This window comes from Pseudomonas sp. NPDC089534 (assembly GCF_044749305.1).
Taxonomy (GTDB): Bacteria; Pseudomonadota; Gammaproteobacteria; order Pseudomonadales; family Pseudomonadaceae; genus Aquipseudomonas; species Aquipseudomonas ekonensis.
In genome coordinates this window covers 23237-41270 of record NZ_JBIVHR010000034.1, presented here as the reverse complement: position 1 = coordinate 41270, position 18034 = coordinate 23237, and the positions used below count along the sequence as shown (strand labels likewise).

General features: G+C 65.3%; 12 protein-coding genes and 1 other RNA gene. 5 read left to right on the top strand and 8 right to left on the bottom strand.

Annotation, left to right across the window (positions count from 1 at the left end; genetic code table 11):
- Positions 1-71, bottom strand: a 71-nt coding sequence (locus ACIP0B_RS13095; protein ID WP_400832435.1) for a hypothetical protein, incomplete at its 3' end; no start/stop codon positions are given.
- A 127-nt stretch (positions 72-198) separates the two neighbouring features.
- Here ACIP0B_RS13095 and ACIP0B_RS13090 point away from each other — a divergent pair.
- Positions 199-948 (top strand): substrate-binding periplasmic protein, encoded by a 750-nt coding sequence (locus ACIP0B_RS13090; protein ID WP_400832411.1) that lies wholly within the window; start codon positions 199-201, stop codon positions 946-948.
- Between the two features lie 194 nt (positions 949-1142).
- Here ACIP0B_RS13090 and ffs read toward each other — a convergent pair.
- From ffs to ACIP0B_RS13060, 6 genes are all read right to left on the bottom strand, one after another.
- Positions 1143-1239, bottom strand: an RNA gene (gene ffs, locus ACIP0B_RS13085) — signal recognition particle sRNA small type.
- 111 nt (positions 1240-1350) lie between these two features.
- Positions 1351-2517 (bottom strand): putative zinc-binding metallopeptidase, encoded by a 1167-nt coding sequence (locus ACIP0B_RS13080; RefSeq protein WP_400832408.1) that lies wholly within the window; start codon positions 2515-2517, stop codon positions 1351-1353.
- 154 nt (positions 2518-2671) lie between these two features.
- On the bottom strand, positions 2672-5029 hold the full coding sequence (ligA, locus tag ACIP0B_RS13075) for an NAD-dependent DNA ligase LigA (protein WP_400832406.1): 2358 nt from the start codon (positions 5027-5029) through the stop codon (positions 2672-2674).
- A gap of 88 nt (positions 5030-5117) precedes the next feature.
- Positions 5118-5975 carry a cell division protein ZipA gene (gene zipA, locus ACIP0B_RS13070; protein ID WP_400832405.1) on the bottom strand — a complete coding sequence of 286 codons (858 nt, stop codon included), beginning with the start codon at positions 5973-5975 and terminating at the stop codon, positions 5118-5120.
- Positions 5976-6234: 259 nt separating this feature from the next.
- Positions 6235-9723, bottom strand: a complete 3489-nt coding sequence (gene smc / locus ACIP0B_RS13065) for a chromosome segregation protein SMC (RefSeq protein WP_400832403.1) — start codon at positions 9721-9723, stop codon at positions 6235-6237.
- Positions 9724-9725: 2 nt separating this feature from the next.
- The gene (locus ACIP0B_RS13060; RefSeq protein ID WP_400832401.1) at positions 9726-10385 is read right to left on the bottom strand and encodes a GntR family transcriptional regulator; all 660 of its coding nucleotides are present in this window, start codon (positions 10383-10385) and stop codon (positions 9726-9728) included.
- Positions 10386-10652: 267 nt separating this feature from the next.
- On the opposite strand from ACIP0B_RS13060, the gene xdhA reads away from it, so the two are divergent.
- The 4 genes from xdhA to guaD all read left to right on the top strand — a co-directional run bounded on the left by xdhA (position 10653) and on the right by guaD (position 16817).
- Positions 10653-12107, top strand: coding sequence for a xanthine dehydrogenase small subunit (xdhA, locus tag ACIP0B_RS13055; RefSeq protein WP_400832398.1), 1455 nt, complete (start codon positions 10653-10655; stop codon positions 12105-12107).
- The gene (xdhB, locus tag ACIP0B_RS13050) at positions 12100-14499 is read left to right on the top strand and encodes a xanthine dehydrogenase molybdopterin binding subunit (RefSeq protein WP_400832396.1); all 2400 of its coding nucleotides are present in this window, start codon (positions 12100-12102) and stop codon (positions 14497-14499) included. Before xdhA ends, xdhB begins: the two co-directional genes overlap by 8 nt.
- Before the next feature lie 147 nt (positions 14500-14646).
- Entirely contained in the window at positions 14647-15504 is an 858-nt protein-coding gene (xdhC, locus tag ACIP0B_RS13045) for a xanthine dehydrogenase accessory protein XdhC (protein WP_400832393.1), read from the top strand.
- Between the two features lie 8 nt (positions 15505-15512).
- Positions 15513-16817 (top strand): guanine deaminase, encoded by a 1305-nt coding sequence (gene guaD, locus ACIP0B_RS13040; RefSeq protein WP_400832391.1) that lies wholly within the window; start codon positions 15513-15515, stop codon positions 16815-16817.
- Positions 16818-17059: 242 nt separating this feature from the next.
- On the opposite strand, the gene ACIP0B_RS13035 is transcribed toward guaD, so the two are convergent.
- Positions 17060-17824 carry a GntR family transcriptional regulator gene (locus ACIP0B_RS13035; protein ID WP_400832389.1) on the bottom strand — a complete coding sequence of 255 codons (765 nt, stop codon included), beginning with the start codon at positions 17822-17824 and terminating at the stop codon, positions 17060-17062.
- Positions 17825-18034 lie beyond the last annotated feature (210 nt).

Below are 18034 nucleotides of genomic sequence, written 5' to 3'. Positions count from 1 at the left end.
ATATCGCGGAACGAGCGCGGACGCCATTTACGTGCAAGAACCTGATAACTCATCGAAAACCGTCGCGGCAAAGGAAGCAGAAGCGGCTAATGCTAGCGGAGCAAGGGCAAAATTGCATCCGGTGTCCTCGCCTAATCTGGCTAAGCTGCATGGTCAGAGGCGTTTATCGGTTCGGGATCGGGAATGACCGGAGCGTTTATGCGGTGGGCCGTGGGGGCAATGCTGGGGATCAGCCTGAACGTGACGGCGTCGGATGCGCCGCTGCGCTTCGTCGTCGCCGACAGCTGGGCGATGCCGATGGTGCAGCTCGAACGCGGCCGCCCGACCCAGGGCATCCTGTACGACATGATGCTCAGCCTCGCGACCCAGGTGGGCGTGCCGGCGCAGTTCCACGTGCTGCCCCGCACCCGGGTGCAGAACGCCATGGAGCACGGCGAGGTCGACGTGCGCTGCTATGCCGCGCAATCCTGGCTGCCCAACCAGTCCGGCGACTACCTCTGGAGCGTGCCGCTGCTGTTCCAGCGCGACCTGCTGATCAGCCTTCAGGGCCCGCCCGCCGGCATCGACCCGGCCAGCCTGGCGCACCAGCCCATCGGCACGGTGCTGGGCTACACCTACCCCACCCTGCAACCGCTGTTCGACAGCGGCCGCCTGCAGCGCGAAGACGCCCGCAACCAGGAACAGGTGCTGGAGAAACTCATCGCCGGGCGCTACCGCTACGCCGTGAGCAATCAGTGGACGCTGGACTGGTTCAACCAGCGCCTGCTGCCGGGGCAGCAACTGCAAGGGGTGGCGGTGCTGCAGGAGCAGAATGTGGGCTGCTACGTGCGCAACGACCCGGACGTGCCGGTGCAGAAGATTCTGCGCACACTGCTGCGGATGAAAATGTCGGGGGAGATCGATGACATCATCCGGCTGTATACCGGGACGCCCGAAAGCAACCGATGACCTTGCGAGAGCGAGCCTGCTGCGGAAGGCGGACTGTCGGTCGCATCGATGCCGGGGCGCTGCCGTCATCGCGAGCAGGCTCGCTCCCGCACGGGGTCGGCGGACCGGCCGGCAAATCGCAGGCACAAAAAAACCGCAGTGGGCGAAACCCATGCAGTTCTGGTTGATTCGTTCGATGTTCGTTAAGGTGGCGACCCCACCAGCCACACCCCGGCACACAATGTCACCGCTGCGGCTGCTCCCTTCCAGGCCTGACCGGGTTCACGGCTGATCGTTGCGGGGGGACCGATGGGGTCACCATAACGACGCTCACCTGTCGGCGAGCCGCGCCATTGTACCTATCTGAGGCGAAGTTACAACCGCTGGTTGCAGATTAAAAACATGAAGAGGTTCAAGCACTTGCTATTGCGCCTGTAGCACTTCGTCCGCCCTGCCGCCGGCCTGCTGGATCACCAGGTGGATGAAATGCAGCTTGGCGATGACCGCCGACGGCAGCGCGAAGGGATAGAAATCCGGCTGGCCCATGCTGCGCGACAGTTCGTTGAGCATCCCCGCCAGCTCGATCCAGGCGTTGACGAACGAGAGGAACGCCGGCCCTTCGGGATGCTCCGGGTCATACAGCGCGCTGGCCGGGAACGGCGGATAGTCCAGTTCCACCTCCCGCGCGCTCATGCCGAAGCCCAGCGCCGTGTCCACGGCATCCATCATGTGCAGGTAGTGCGCCCAGGTTTCCGCCCAGTCTTCCCACGGGTGCATGGTGGCGTAGGCGCTGACGTGGCTTTGCTGCCAGTCCGCCGGGGCGCCTTCCCGATAGTGCCGCTCCAGCGCTTCGGCGTAACTGGCGCGCTCGTCGCCGAACAGGCTGCGGAACGCCCCGAGCCAGGGCCCGTTGAAGATCAGGCGATCCCAGTAGTAGTGCCCGACCTCGTGGCGAAAATGCCCGAGCAGCGTGCGGTAGGGCTCGTGCATCGCCGCCCGCACCTGCTCGCGGTGGGCATCGTCGGCTTCCTTGATGTCGAGGGTGATCAGGCCGTTGGCGTGGCCGGTCACGGGCGCGTTGCCCTCGCGGTCGGTGCCGATGAAGTCGAAGGCCAGGCCGGCGTCTTCATCCACGGTCTTGGGGATCACCGGCAGGCCGAGGCTGATCAGTTGCGCCACCAGCCGCCGCTTGGCGATCTCCACCTTGCGCCAGCGCTCGGGGTTCTGCGCATCGGACAAGTCCGGAACGGTGCGGTTGAGCCGGCATGCGGCGCACAGGGTGTCATCGCCGATGGCCGGCAGCAGCCAATTGCAGGCGGCGGGCGTGTCGAGGTTGGCGCAGCGGCGGAACAGGCCGGCGTCCGGGTCGGCGTCCAGCGTCCAGGTGCCCTGCTCCGGCCCCGGCTGCAGCGAGGTCAGCAGCGCCCGGTCCGGCTGGTAGCCGAGCACCGCGCCGCACGCAAGGCACTGGCTGTTGCGGAAAAACAGCGACTGGCCGCAACGGCACGGCCAGACTTTGCTGCTGCGTGAAGGCTCGCCCGCGAACGGCGCGATGAGGCGGGAACCGAGCTGCTCGAAGAAGCGGTACATGGCGATCTCTTCCAAAGGATTGCGCCAGCCAAGCCTAGATCATCGGTGCGGCATTGTGGTGAGGGAGCTTGCTCCCGCTCGCTTGCGTGCGCAGGATTGCGACGGCTGCGCCGCCGAGCGGGAGCAAGCTCCCTCGCCACAAAGGCAGTTACCGTCAGACAGCGATGCCGTGCCCCTTCAGGAACGCCACGAACGCCTCTTCGTCCAACACCTTGAGCCCCAGCTCATTGGCCTTGGCCAGTTTCGAGCCGGCGCCGGGGCCGGCGACCACGCAATGGGTCTTGGCCGACACGGAGCCAGCCACCTTGGCGCCTAGGCTTTCAAGCTTTTCCTTGGCGATGTCGCGGCTCATCAGCTCCAGCGTGCCGGTCAGCACCCAGGTCTGACCGGCCAGCGGCAGGCCTTCGACGACTTTCTTTTCGCTCTGCCAGTGCATGCCGAAATCGCGCAATTGCCGCTCGGCGGACTCGGCCAACCGGCGGTGCTCCGGCAAGGCGAAAAACTCGCGGACCGAATTGGCCTGCTTCTCCGGCAACGCCTGGCGCATGTCCAGCCAGTCGGCGTTCATCACCCCTTCGAGCGAACCGAACTTGTCCGCCAGCTTCTGCGCGCCGCCCGGGCCGACCGACGGAATGTGCAGCTTGTCGAGCAAGCCGCCCAGCGTGGTGCTGGCGGCGAACTCCGCCCCCAGCTCACCCTGATCCTGAATCTGCAGGCCATGCCCCAGCAACTCGCCGATCACCTGACGGTTGTGGTCGTCTTCGAAGAAGCTGTGGATTTCGTGCGCCACCTCCAGGCCGATGTCCGGCAGGTAGGTCAGCACCTGCGGCAAGGCCTGCTGCACACGCTCAAGGGAACCCAGCGAACGCGCCAGCACCTTGGCCGTTTCCTCGCCGACGTCCGGGATGCCGAGCGCATAGATGAAGCGCGCCAACCCCGGTTTCTTGCTGTCTTCGATGGCGGCCAGCAGCTTGTTGCTCGACACCTCGGCGAAGCCTTCCAGATCGACGATGTCGTCGAACTTGAGCGCGTACAGATCGGCCGGCGAACTCACCAGCCCTTCGTCCACCAACTGCTCGACGCTCTTGTCGCCCAGCCCTTCGATGTCCATGGCCCGACGGGACACGAAGTGAATGATCGCCTGCTTGAGCTGCGCCCCGCAGGCCAGACGGCCGACGCACCGGTACACCGCGCCTTCGCTGACGGTTTCGCGGCCCTTGCTGCGCTTGACCAGCTGCGTACGCTCGACATGGGAACCGCAGACCGGGCAGCTCTCGGGGATCTGCACCGGCCGCGCATCGTCAGGACGGCGCTCGGCGACGACCTGCACCACCTGCGGGATCACGTCGCCGGCGCGGCGGATGATCACGGTGTCGCCGATCATCAGGCCCAGGCGCGCCACTTCGTCCATGTTGTGCAGCGTGGCGTTGGCCACGGTGACGCCGGCCACCTTGACCGGCTTGAGGCGCGCCACGGGCGTGACGGCGCCGGTGCGGCCGACCTGGAATTCCACGTCGAGCAGCTCGGTGAGCTCCTCCATGGCCGGGAACTTGTGGGCGATGGCCCAGCGCGGCTCCCGTGCGCGGAAGCCCAGCTCGCGCTGGTCGGCGATGCTGTTGACCTTGAACACCACGCCGTCGATCTCGTAGGCCAGCCCGTTGCGCCGCTCGCCGATGTCGCGGTAGTAGTCCAGGCACTCGTCGATGCCCTTGGCCAGTTTCAGCTCGTGGCTGATCGGCATGCCCCAGGCCTGGAGCTGCTTGAGGTTGCCGATGTGGGTGTCGGCGATGTCGTGGGACACCTGGCCGATGCCGTAGCAGCAGAATTCCAGCGGACGGTTGGCGGTGATCTTCGAATCGAGCTGGCGCAGGCTGCCGGCGGCGGCGTTGCGCGGGTTGGCGAAGGTCTTGCCGCCGGTCTCCAGCTGCGACTCGTTGAGGCGCTCGAAACCGGCCTTGGACATGAACACTTCGCCGCGCACCTCCAGGGTCGCCGGCCAGCCGCTGCCGTGCAGCTTCAGCGGGATGTTGCGCACGGTGCGCACGTTGACGCTGATGTCTTCGCCGGTGGTGCCGTCGCCGCGGGTCGCGCCGCGCACCAGCAGGCCGTCCTGGTACAGCAGGCTGACGGCCAGGCCATCGAGCTTGGGCTCGCAGCTGTACTCCACCGCCGCCCCGCCGCCGAACAGGTCGCCGGCCGGCAGGTCCAGGCCTTCGCTCACCCGCCGGTCGAACTCGCGCATGTCGGTCTCTTCGAAGGCGTTGCCGAGGCTGAGCATCGGCACTTCATGGCGCACCTGGGTGAATGCCGTCAGCGCCACGCTGCCGACGCGCTGGGTCGGCGAGTCTTGGGTGACCAGTTCCGGATGGGCCGCTTCCAGGGCCTTGAGCTCATGGAACAGCCGGTCGTACTCGGCGTCCGGAATGCTCGGCTCGTCGAGGACGTGGTAACGGTAGTTGTGCTGATCGAGCTCGGCGCGCAGCTCTAGAATGCGGGTTTCGACGGCAGTCATGGGTGTTCTCTCATAAAGCAAAAGAGCAGCCGAGGCTGCTCAATCTGTTTTGCCGATTGCCCGGCGCATCGCGGGGCAACCTTTTGGATCAACGCTTCTGGGTCAGGGCGCGGCGTTCGAACTCGACGATGCGCTGACGGTAGTGCTCGATGGTCTGCGCGGTCAGGACGCTGCGCTGGTCGTCTTTCAGCTCGCCGTTCAGTTCCTGGGACAGCTTGCGGGCGGCGGCCACCATCACGTCGAAAGCCTGCTTCGGATGACGCGGGCCCGGCAGGCCGAGGAAGAAGCTCACGGCCGGGGTGCTGAAATGGTCGATGTCGTCCAGATCGAAGATGCCCGGCTTGACCGCGTTGGCCATGGAGAACAGCACCTCGCCGTTGCCGGCCATGCTTTCGTGGCGGTGGAAGATGTCCATCTCGCCGAAACGCAGGCCGCTTTCCAGGATGTTCTGCAGCAGCGCCGGGCCTTTGAAGCCGGCCGGGTCGCGGCAGATCACGCTGATCACCAGCACTTCCTCGGCCTGCGGCTGATCCTTGTCGCCCACCGCCGGCGACGGCTTGGTGTCGGCGATGAAGTCATCGTCACGGCTGCTGAAGCTCGGGCCGGCGTCCACGTCCAGATCCAGGTCGCCCTGGGCCGGGCTGTTGCCGCCGCGCTTGCCGCGCTTGGAGCCGGACTCACGCGGTTCGCGCGGTTCACGGGCGGGCATGCTCACCGACGGCAGGTCATGCTCGTCCAGCTGCGGTTCCTTGTGGGTCTCCAGCACGCGGGCCGGGCCCAGCAACTCGGCGTTGCTGTCCTCGTCCGGCAGGTTGGACAGACTGCGGTCAAGACGGAATTTCAGTTTTCCCTTGCCGCCGCGCATGCGGCGCCAGCCATCGAAAAGAATACCGGCTATCACAATGATGCCGATGACGATCAGCCACTCGCTCAGACCGATTTCCATGTAATCCCGTGCCTCTATGAAAAATGCTGAAAAATAAGGGGTTTACATTGTGCAAACCGCTTTAAAACGTGGCGCCAACTCTATGTTCTGACAGGCGTTTTACCCACGTATACGAAAAATTGACATTAAACTAGCACGACCAAAGGCAACTTTACACCGTCTGTCACATTGGCTTGCGCGTTTATGTCGATTGGCCAGCAAGTCGGAACCGGTTATGAAGTCCTACAGACCGAAAACACTCCTCCGACGACACCCTGGCTCAGGCATCCACCATCGCCATCGCCTCCTCGACATCCACCGCCACCAACCTCGAGCAACCGGGCTCGTGCATCGTCACCCCCATCAACTGATCGGCCATTTCCATGGCGATCTTGTTGTGGGTGATATAGATGAACTGCACCGTCTGCGACATCTCTTTGACCAACCGTGCGTAGCGTCCAACGTTAGCGTCATCCAGTGGCGCGTCAACTTCATCGAGCATGCAGAACGGCGCCGGATTCAACTTGAAGATCGCAAAGACCAGTGCCAACGCGGTCAGGGCCTTTTCCCCGCCGGAGAGCAAATGGATGGTGCTGTTCTTCTTCCCTGGCGGCCGCGCCATGATCGTCACCCCTGTATCGAGTAGATCTTCGCCCGTCAGTTCCAAATACGCGCTGCCGCCACCGAAAACTTTCGGGAAAAGGGCCTGCAAACCGCCATTGATCTGATCAAAGGTATCCTTGAAACGGTTGCGGGTCTCCTTGTCGATCTTGCGGATGACGTTCTCCAGGGTCTCCAGCGCTTCCACCAGATCGGCGTCCTGGGCATCCAGATAACGTTTACGCTCGGATTGTTGCTGATATTCGTCGATCGCCGCGAGGTTGATCGCGCCCAGGCGCTGAATGCGCGCGGCGATGCGTTCCAGTTCCTCTTCGGCCTCTTTCTCGTTGGCTTCGGCGCTCAGGGTATTGAGCACGCCGTGGAGGTCGTAGCCGTCGGCCAGCAATTGGTCCTGCAGGGCCGTGCGGCGCACGGTCAGGGCTTGCCATTCCATGCGCTGCTGTTCGAGCTGGCCACGGATCAGGTGCGATTGCTGTTCGGCCTGGGTGCGGCGCTTTTCCGCGTCGCGCAGTTCGCGATCGGCGTCTTCCAGGGCGATCTGCGCGGTCTTGAGCTCTTCGTCGACGCTCATGCGCTTTTCGAGCAACTCTTCCAGCTTGAGGCGCAGCTCTTCCAGCGGCGCCTCGCCCTCCTCCAGGTTCAGGTTCAGTTGCTCACGCTTTTCCGTGAGCCGCTCGGCCTGCATCTGCAGACGCTCCAGCGCCTGCCGGGTGGAATCATGCTGCGCGCGCAACGAACCGAGGCGCACCGCCAACTGATGGGCGTGATCCTTGTGCTGGCGGGCTTCCTGGCGCACCCGATCGAGGCGCTCGCGCAGGCTGTCGCGCTGGGCCAGCAGCAGCTCGCGCTGTTCGGTGTCCTGGGCCATGGCGTCGAGGGCGTCCTGCAGCTGCATCCGCGATTCGCCGATGTGTTCGTGCTCCATCGCCCGCTGCTCGTCGAGTTCGATCAACTCTTCGTCCAGACGGGTGCGACGCAGGGTCAACTGCTCGATCTTGGCCTTGCCGGCGGACAGCTGGGCCTTGAGTTCCCCTTGCTGACGGGCCTCGTCCTGCAGCAGCCTGCGCAGGTGCTCGCGGCCGTTCTCCTGCTGGCGCTGCTGCGCACGCAGGTTCTGCAAGCGGGTTTCCATGGCCTCGACGGTGGCTTCGCGCTCTTCGCGTTCGAGCTGCAGGTTGTCGATTTCCTGCCCCCGGGCCAGCACGCCGCTTTCGGCCTCGCTGGCGCGGCGCACCCGCAGGAAGTGCTGGCCGACCCAATAGCCGTCGCGGCTGATCAGGCTTTGCCCGGCGCTCAATTGCGCGCGCAGGGCCAAGGCCTGCTCCAGGCTGTCGACCGGTTTGACCTGGCCGAGCCACGGCGACAGATCGATCTGCGCCTCGACCTTGTCCAGCAGGCTGCCGGCCGCCCGCACGCCATCGCCGGCGGGGCTGAGCAAGCGCAGGTCGCCCTGCTCGAACCCGGACAGGTCCAAACCGGCGAAATCATCCACCAGCACCGCTTGCAGGTCGGCGCCGAGCACGGTTTCCACCGCCAGTTCCCAGCCGGCCTCGACCTTCAGGCCCTCGGCCAGGCGCGGACGCTCGGCCAGGTTGTGCTCGCGCAGCCATTCGGCAGTGCCGGTGCCCGGATCGAGCGCCGCCTGCTGCAAGGCCTCAAGCGACGCCAGACGGCCGTTGAGCCGCTGCAGATCGCCCTGGGCCTGCTGCTGGGCGGTCAATGCCTGCTGCAGTTCCTGGCGCAGTTGTTCGAGCTTCTCGACCTGCGCTTCTTCGCTGGTCTGCAGATCCTCAAGGGTCGCTTCGGATTCGGCGAGCTGCTCGCTCAGTTCCATGATCGCCGCGTCTTCCGGATCGGCCGCCAACAGCGCCCGCTCCTCGCCCAGGCGCTTCTGGCGGTCGGCCAGGCGCTCCAGGCTGGTTTCGAGCTGCTGGATCCGCGACTGCTGCACCTCGGCCTGACGCCGGGGCTCGGCGGAAGCCAGGTTGAAGGTGTCCCACTGTTCCTGCCAGCCGTGCATGGTCAGCTCGGCTTCTTCCAGGGCGGCGGCGGACTCCTCGGCGGCGGCGCTGGTGACTTCCTGCTCGGGGGTGAGCATGTCCAGCTCTTCGCCCAGGGTCAGCAGCAGCGTGCGGTCGTGGCCCAGGTGCGATTCGGTTTCGAGCCGGGCGCGCTCGGCCTCTTTCAGGTCGTCCTGCAACTGGCGCAGGCGCTGCTGGCCGTGCTGGATGCTCTGTTCGACCCGGGCGATGTCGCCGCCGACCGAATAGAAGCGCCCCTGCACCAGATTGAAGCGTTCGGACAGGTCATGGTGACCGTCGCGCAGGCGCTCGATGGCCGCGTCGGCGTTGCGCTGCTCGGCGACCAGCGCCTCGAAGCTGACTTCCTGGCTGCCGATCACCGATTCGCGCTGGCCGACCTGATCGTTCAGGTCCTGCCAGCGCAGGGCCGACAGTTGCGCCTTGAGCTGACGCTCTTCGGCCTTGTATTCCTGATACTTCTCGGCGGACTGGGCCTGGCGGTGCAGGCGTTCGAGCTGGCGCTCGAGCTCTTCGCGCAGGTCGGTCAGGCGGGCGAGGTTCTCGTGGGTGCGGCGGATGCGGTTTTCCGTCTCGCGCCGGCGCTCCTTGTACTTGGAGATCCCGGCCGCCTCTTCGATGAAGTTGCGCAGGTCCTCCGGCTTGGCCTCGATCAGCTTGGAGATCATCCCCTGCTCGATGATCGAGTAGCTGCGCGGGCCCAGGCCGGTGCCGAGGAAGATGTCGGTGATGTCCTTGCGGCGGCACTTGGCGCCGTTGAGGTAATAGCTGTTCTGGCCGTCGCGGGTGACCTTGCGGCGGATCGAGATCTCGGCATAGGCCGCGTACTCGCCGACCAACGTGCCGTCGGCGTTGTCGAACACCAGTTCGATGCTGGCCTGGCTCACCGGCTTGCGGCTGGTCGAGCCGTTGAAGATGACGTCGGTCATCGACTCGCCGCGCAGGTTCTTGGCCGAGCTCTCGCCCATGACCCAGCGCACGGCGTCGATGATGTTCGACTTGCCGCAGCCGTTAGGCCCGACCACCGCCGCCATGTTGCTCGGGAAGTTGACCGTGGTCGGATCGACGAAGGACTTGAACCCCGCCAGTTTGATGCACTTGAGCCGCAAGGTCAGGCCGCCGTCAGGGCAGACACCACCAGATCGCAGCTGCGCTGGGCGTAGGCCGTCAGCACGGTGCGGATCTGCGGCAGGTCACGGGCGAGCACTGCGGCCAGCAGGCGTTCGAACAGTTCGAGGAACTCGCTCATCTCGGCCTTGCGCTGCTCCAGCGCCAGGAAATAGGCGCGGCTCATGGCCGGCTGCAGGTTCTCGACGGTTTCCTGAAGGTACGGGTTGTCGGCGAACGGATACGCGGCGCGCATCACGCTGAAGCTGTCGTCGACGAAGGAGCGGATGTCCTGGCGCGCGTAACTGGCGGCCAGGCGCTGCTGGATCTGCACGAACGGCGCCATGTCGGCCTGCACCTGCCAGCCGTTGGCCACCGAGTTGCCGAGCAGGATGTACAGCTCGCTCATCAGCGTGCACAGGCTGCGCACCTTGTGCGCGGTCAGTTCCGTCACGTGGGCGCCGCGGCGCGGCAGGATCGCGATCAGGTGGCGGCGTTCGAGGATCAGCAAGGCTTCGCGGACCGAGCCGCGGCTGACGTTGAGCGCCTGCGTGACCTTCTGTTCCTGGATGCGCTCCCCCGGCTTCATTTCGCCACGGATGATCCGTTCGGCGAGGTGGTGAGCGATTTGCTCGGCGAGGCTGTCCGGCGCCTTGAACGTCATGGTTGTCCTTCAAACTCTTCGATCTGCACAAGCGGCGCAGTGTAGCGCAATTGAGGGGGTGTGGCGGAGTGCCCACTCGGCGGTTTTTGGCACGGATCCCGCAAAAAAGCGGGTAGCCCGGCGAGGGTCAATACTGAAGAGACAGGTTGTCGATCGACAAAAGCGGTTTTCCTGACCTTTAAGTCAGAAAACCATTGACCGAAAAGTCAGACCTGCTAAATTCGGTTCCCATCGGTCAACAACAATAATGAGTCTGCGAGGCCATCCGTGATCCAGTTTTTACTCAACCAGGAACTCCGAAGCGAGCACGCCCTGGACCCGAACCTGACGGTGCTCAACTACCTGCGCGAACACGTGGGCAAGACCGGCACCAAAGAAGGCTGCGCCAGCGGCGACTGCGGCGCGTGCACCGTGGTGGTCGGCGAACTGCAGACGGATGACGATGGCCGCGAACGCATCCGCTACCGCAGCCTCAACTCGTGCCTGACGTTCGTTTCGTCCCTGCACGGCAAGCAGTTGATCAGCGTCGAGGATCTCAAGCACAAGGGCGAACTGCACAGCGTGCAGAAAGCCATGGTCGAGTGCCACGGCTCGCAGTGCGGCTTCTGCACCCCCGGTTTCGTGATGTCGCTGTTCGCCCTGCAAAAGAACAGCGACGCGCCGGACACCCACAAGGCCCAAGAAGCGCTGGCCGGCAACCTCTGCCGCTGCACCGGCTACCGGCCGATCCTGGCCGCCGCCGAGCAGTCGTGCTGCGGCAAGCAGGCGGATCAGTTCGACGCCCGCGAAGCCGAGACCATCGCCCGCCTCAAGGCCATCGCCCCCACCGACATCGGCGAACTCAACAGCGGCGACAAGCGTTGCCTGGTGCCGCTGACCGTGGCCGACCTGGCCGACCTCTACGACGCTTATCCACAGGCCCGCCTGCTGGCCGGCGGCACTGACCTGGCGCTGGAGGTCACCCAGTTCCACCGGCCGCTGCCGGTGATGATCTACGTGGGCAACGTCGCCGAAATGAAACGCATCGAGCGCTTCGACGACCGCCTGGAGATCGGCGCGGCCGCCGCCCTCTCCGACTGCTACGACGCCCTGAACGCCGAATACCCGGACTTCGGCGAACTGCTGCACCGGTTCGCCTCCCTGCAGATCCGCAACCAGGGCACCCTGGGCGGCAACATCGGCAACGCCTCGCCGATCGGCGACTCCCCGCCCCTGCTGATCGCCCTCGGCGCGCAGATCGTGCTGTGCAAGGGCGACACCCGGCGCACCCTGGCCCTGGAGGATTACTTCATCGATTACCGGGTGACCGCACGCCAGGAAAGCGAATTCATCGAGAAGATCATCGTGCCCCGCGCCAGCGCCGAGCAGCGCTTCCGCGCCTACAAGGTGTCCAAGCGCCTGGACGATGACATCTCCGCCGTCTGCGCCGCGTTCAACCTGCGCATCGACAACGGCGTGATCGCCGACGCCCGCGTCGCCTTCGGCGGCATGGCCGCGATCCCCAAACGCGCCGCCCACTGCGAAGCCGTCCTTTTGGGCCAGCCGTTCAACAACGCCGTGGTCGAACGCGCCTGCGCCGCCCTGGCCGATGACTTCACGCCGCTCTCGGACTTCCGCGCCAGCAAGGAATACCGCCTGCTCAGCGCGCAGAACCTGTTGCGCAAATACTTCATCGAACTGCAAACACCGCACATCGAGACCCGGGTGACCGCTTATGTCTAACCATCACGCCGCAGAGAAGTCCCAGGCCGAGCTGGCGCAACTGTTCGCCCAGGACTTGACCACCGGTGTCGGCCGCAGCGTCAAGCACGACAGCGCCGCCAAACATGTGTCCGGTGAAGCGCAGTACATCGACGACCGCCTGGAATTCCCCAACCAGCTGCACGTCTACGCACGGCTGTCGGACCGCGCTCACGCGAAGATCCTGCGCATCGACACCAGCCCTTGCTACGCCTTCGAAGGCGTGCGCATCGCCATCACCCACGCCGACGTGCCGGGCCTGAAGGACATCGGCCCGCTGCTGCCCGGCGACCCGCTGCTGGCCATCGATGACGTGCAGTTCGTCGGTCAGCCGGTGCTGGCCGTCGCCGCCCGGGACCTTGAGACCGCACGCAAGGCCGCCATGGCCGCGATCGTCGAATACGAAGACCTGGAACCGGTGCTGGACGTGGTCGAAGCCCTGCGCAAGCGCCACTTCGTCCTGGACAGCCACACCCACCAGCGCGGCGACTCGGCCAATGCGCTGGCCACCGCCGAACACCGCATCCAGGGCACCCTGCACATCGGCGGCCAGGAGCACTTCTACCTGGAGACGCAGATTTCCTCGGTGATGCCCACCGAAGACGGCGGCATGATCGTCTACTGCTCCACGCAGAACCCCACCGAAGTGCAGAAGCTGGTGGCCGAAGTGCTGGACGTGTCGATGAACAAGGTGGTGGTCGACATGCGCCGCATGGGCGGCGGCTTCGGCGGCAAGGAAACCCAGGCCGCCAGTCCCGCGTGCCTGTGCGCGGTCATCGCGCACCTCACCGGCCAGCCGACCAAGATGCGCCTGCCGCGGGTCGAGGACATGCTGATGACCGGCAAGCGTCACCCCTTCTACGTCGAGTACGACGTCGGCTTCGACAGCACCGGGCGCCTGCACGGCATCGCCATGGAGCTGGCCGGCAACTGCGGCTGCTCGCCGGACCTGTCGGCGTCCATCGTCGACCGGGCGATGTTCCACTCCGACAACTCCTACTACCTGGGCGACGCGACCATCAACGGTCACCGCTGCAAGACCAACACCGCCTCGAACACCGCCTACCGCGGCTTCGGCGGCCCGCAGGGGATGGTCGCCATCGAAGAGGTGATGGACGCCATCGCCCGCCACCTGAACCTCGATCCGCTGGCGGTGCGCAAGGCCAACTACTACGGCAAGACCGAGCGCAACGTCACCCACTATTACCAGACGGTCGAGCACAACATGCTCGAGGAAATGACCGCCGAGCTGGAAGAAAGCAGCCAGTACGCCGAGCGCCGCGAAGCGATCCGCCGCTACAACGCCAACAGCCCGATCCTGAAGAAGGGCCTGGCGCTGACCCCGGTGAAGTTCGGCATTTCCTTCACCGCCAGCTTCCTCAACCAGGCCGGGGCCTTGGTGCACGTCTACACCGACGGCAGCATCCACCTGAACCACGGCGGCACGGAAATGGGCCAGGGCCTGAACACCAAGGTCGCCCAGGTGGTGGCCGAAGTGTTCCAGGTCGAGATCGACCGGGTGCAGATCACCGCGACCAACACCGACAAGGTGCCGAACACCTCGCCGACCGCCGCCTCCAGCGGCGCCGACCTCAACGGCAAGGCCGCGCAGAACGCAGCGGAAACCATCAAGAAACGCCTGGTCGAGTTCGCCGCCCGCCAGTACAAGGTCAGCGAAGAGGACGTGGTGTTCCACAACGGCCACGTGCGCATCCGCGACCACATCCTGACCTTCGAGGCGCTGATCCAGCAGGCTTATTTCAATCAGGTGTCGCTGTCGAGCACCGGGTTCTACAAGACCCCGAAGATCTACTACGACCGCAGCCAGGCCCGCGGCCGGCCGTTCTACTACTTCGCCTTCGGTGCGGCGTGCTGCGAGGTGATCGTCGACACCCTGACCGGCGAGTACAAGATGCTGCGCACCGACATCCTCCACGACGTGGGCGCCTCGCTGAACCCGGCCATCGACATCGGCCAGGTCGAGGGCGGCTTCGTCCAGGGCATGGGCTGGCTGACCACCGAAGAGCTGGTGTGGAACAACAAGGGCAAGCTGATGACCAACGGCCCGGCCAGCTACAAGATCCCGGCCGTGGCGGACATGCCGGTGGACCTGCGGGTGAAGCTGGTGGAGAACCGCAAGAACCCGGAAGACACCGTGTTCCACTCCAAGGCCGTGGGCGAGCCGCCGTTCATGCTCGGCATCGCCGCCTGGTGCGCGATCAAGGACGCCGTGGCGAGCCTCGGCGACTACAGGCACCAGCCCAAGATCGACGCCCCGGCGACGCCGGAGCGGGTGCTGTGGGGCTGCGAGCAGATGCGCCGGCTGAAGGTCGCGAAAGCGGTCGAGGCCGAAACCGAGCTGGCTCCGCTCTGAGCCCCGGGTGAGCCCGATCGCCAGCAGGGCTGGCTCCCACAAGGGATCTGCGGTGACCGCACAGGGTCGCCATGACACGGATCACCGTGTGGGAGCCAGCCTGCTGGCGATAAGGCCCGAACAGACAACGACGATGTCGAGGTGAACATGTACAACTGGATCGACGCCCTCGCCGACCTGCAGAACCAGGGCGAGCCCTGCGTGCTGGTGACCATCATCGAAGAGCTCGGCTCGACGCCGCGCAACGCCGGCTCGAAAATGGTCGTCAGCGCCCGCCAGGCGTTCGACACCATCGGCGGCGGACACCTGGAATACAAGGCCATGCAGATCGCCCGCGAGATGCTCGCCAGCGGCCGGCAGGACACCCACCTGGAGCGCTTCAGCCTCGGCGCCAGCCTCGGCCAGTGCTGCGGCGGCGCCACGGTGCTGCTGTTCGAGCCGATGGGCCAGGTGCAGGCGCAGGTCGCCGTGTTCGGCGCCGGCCATGTCGGCCGGGCGCTGGTGCCGCTGCTCGCCGGCCTGCCGTGCCGGGTGCGCTGGATCGATTCGCGGGAAGAGGAATTCCCCGCACAGATCCCCCACGGCGTGCGCAAGATCGTCGCCGAAGAGCCTGTGGACGAAATCGACGACCTGCCCGCCGGCAGCTACTGCATCGTCATGACCCACAACCATCAGCTGGACCTGGAGCTCACCGCCGCGATCCTCAAGCGCAACGATTTCGCCTACTTCGGCCTGATCGGCTCGAAGACCAAACGCGCCAAGTTCGAACACCGCCTGCGTGACCGCGGCTTCGACGCCGGCGTCGTGCAACGCATGCGCTGCCCGATGGGCATCGGCGAAGTCAAAGGCAAGCTGCCTGCGGAAATCGCCATCTCCATCGCCGGCGAGATCATCGCCACCTACAACGCCAACTTCGGCCAGCACACCGCCGGCGCTGAACCGATCGCCAAGCTGCTGCCGGTTTCCCGCCGCAGCCAGGCCGCCCACCTTAAAGCCTCAAACTGAGAACCGTCATGCCTTCGACCCGCAAAGCCTACCGCGCCGCCATCCTGCACAGCATCGCCGACCCCGCCGAGGTCGGCATCGAAGCCTCCTACGAATACTTCGAGGACGGCCTGCTGGTGGTCGACGACGGCAAGATCAGCGCCCTGGGCCACGCCAGCGAACTGCTGCCGACCCTGGCGGCGGACATCGAGATCACCCACTACCAGGACGCGCTGATCACCCCGGGCTTCATCGACACCCACATCCACCTGCCGCAGACCGGCATGGTCGGCGCCTACGGCGAGCAGTTGCTGGACTGGCTGAACACCTACACCTTCCCGTGCGAAAGCCAGTTCGGCGACAAGGCCCACGCCGACGAGGTGGCCGACATCTTCATCAAGGAACTGCTGCGCAACGGCACCACCACCGCGCTGGTGTTCGGCAGCGTGCACCCGCAGTCGGTGAACTCATTCTTCGAGGCCGCCGAGAAGCTCGACCTGCGCATGATCGCCGGCAAGGTGATGATGGACCGCAACGCGCCGGACTACCTGACCGACACCGCCGAATCCAGCTACCTGGACAGCAAGGCGCTGATCGAGCGCTGGCACGGCAAGGGCCGCCTGCACTACGCGGTCACCCCGCGCTTCGCCCCCACCAGCACCCCGGAGCAGCTCACCCTCGCCGGCCAGTTGCTCACCGAGTACCCGGATCTGTACATGCAGACCCACATCAGCGAGAACCTCAAGGAAATCGAGTGGGTCAAGGCACTGTTCCCGGAGCGCAAGGGCTACCTGGACGTCTACGACCACTACCGGCTGCTCGGCGAACGCTCGGTGTTCGCCCACGGCGTGCACCTGTGCGACGAGGAATGCGCGCGGCTGGCGGAAACCGGTTCGGCGATCTCGTTCTGCCCGACCTCGAACTTCTTCCTCGGCAGCGGCCTGTTCAACCTGCCGATGGCCGAGAAGCACAAGCTCAACGTCGGCCTGGGCACGGACGTGGGCGGCGGCACCAGTTTCTCGCTGCTGCAGACCCTGAACGAAGCCTACAAGGTGATGCAGCTGCAGGGCGCCCGCCTGAGCCCGTTCAAGTCGCTGTACCTGGCCACCCTCGGCGGCGCCCGGGCGCTGCGCCTGGATGACAAGATCGGCAACCTGCAGCCGGGCTCCGACGCCGACTTCCTGGTGCTGGACTACAACGCCACGCCGCTGCTGGGCTATCGCCTGAAGCAGGCGAACAACATCGCCGAGACGCTGTTCGTGCTGATGACCCTGGGGGATGACCGCACCGTGGCGCAGACCTACGCCGCCGGCGCGCTGGTGCATCAGCGCTGATTCTTTCGGGCATAAAAAATCCCCCGGGCCGTTTCGGTCCGGGGGATTTTTGTTGCCTGTCAGGCCTCATCGTTGGCAAGCCAACTCCCACAGGGTATGTGCATGCCGCCATCGCCAGCAGGCTGGCTCCCACAGGGTCTGGGGTGAATGCAGAATCTGTTGCCGCCGCAAGACACCGTGGGAGCCAGCCTGCCGGCGATGGCGTCCGTCAGGACACCGCAGGGGCTGAGGATGCTCCCGGCTCAGAGCTTGGCCGCAGGGCGCCCCGGCTTCTTGGTCTGCAACAGGTGCGAGAACACCGCATGCAGGTCGTCCGACGCGCTTTCCTCATCGAGGTTGAGCTTGCTGTCGATATGATCCATGTGGTGCATCATCAGGTTCACCGCCAGCTCGCCGTCGCGCTTTTCGATGGCGTCGATCAGCTGGGTGTGCTCGTCGTAGGAGCAGTGGGAACGGTTGCCGCTTTCGTACTGGGCGATGATCAGCGAGGTCTGCGAGACCAGGCTGCGCTGGAAGCTGATCAACGGCGCGTTCTTCGCCGCTTCGGCCAGTTTCAGGTGGAACTCGCCCGACAGCCGGATGCCGGCGCCGCGGTCGCCGCGGGAGAAACTGTCGCGTTCGTCGTTGACCATCTGGCGCAGTTCGGCGAGCTGTTCGGCGGTCGCGTGCTGCACGGCGAGCTCGGTGATCGCCCGCTCCACCAGACGGCGGGCCAGGAACACCTGCCGCGCCTCTTCGACGCTCGGGCTCGCCACCACCGCGCCACGGTTCGGCCGCAACAGCACAACGCCTTCATGGGCCAGGCGCGACAGCGCGCGGCGGATGATGGTGCGGCTGACCCCGAAGATCTCCCCCAGCGCTTCTTCGCTCAACTTGGTGCCGGGCGCCAGGCGCTGTTCGAGGATGGCCTCGAAGATATGCGCATAGACGATGTCGTCCTGGGTTCCGCTGCGGCCGGCTTTGCCTGCTCGCGGTTGTTTCTTGAGGGGTTGCAACTGATCGTTCATGGGCACTCGGGTCGGGAGAACGGCGGCGGATTAGCGGAAACTGTAATACGGCGCAGTGGGTCGCTGGCAAGTATCGCGTAAAAAACAGCGCGATTGTACACAATGGAAGGTGGCAACACGACTGTACGGCTGTTTGCGGCTTCGGCTGTATTGCAACGCATCGTTACGTTTGAGTTTAGGCTTGTTCGCAGAATCCGCCGCCCGCCCCTG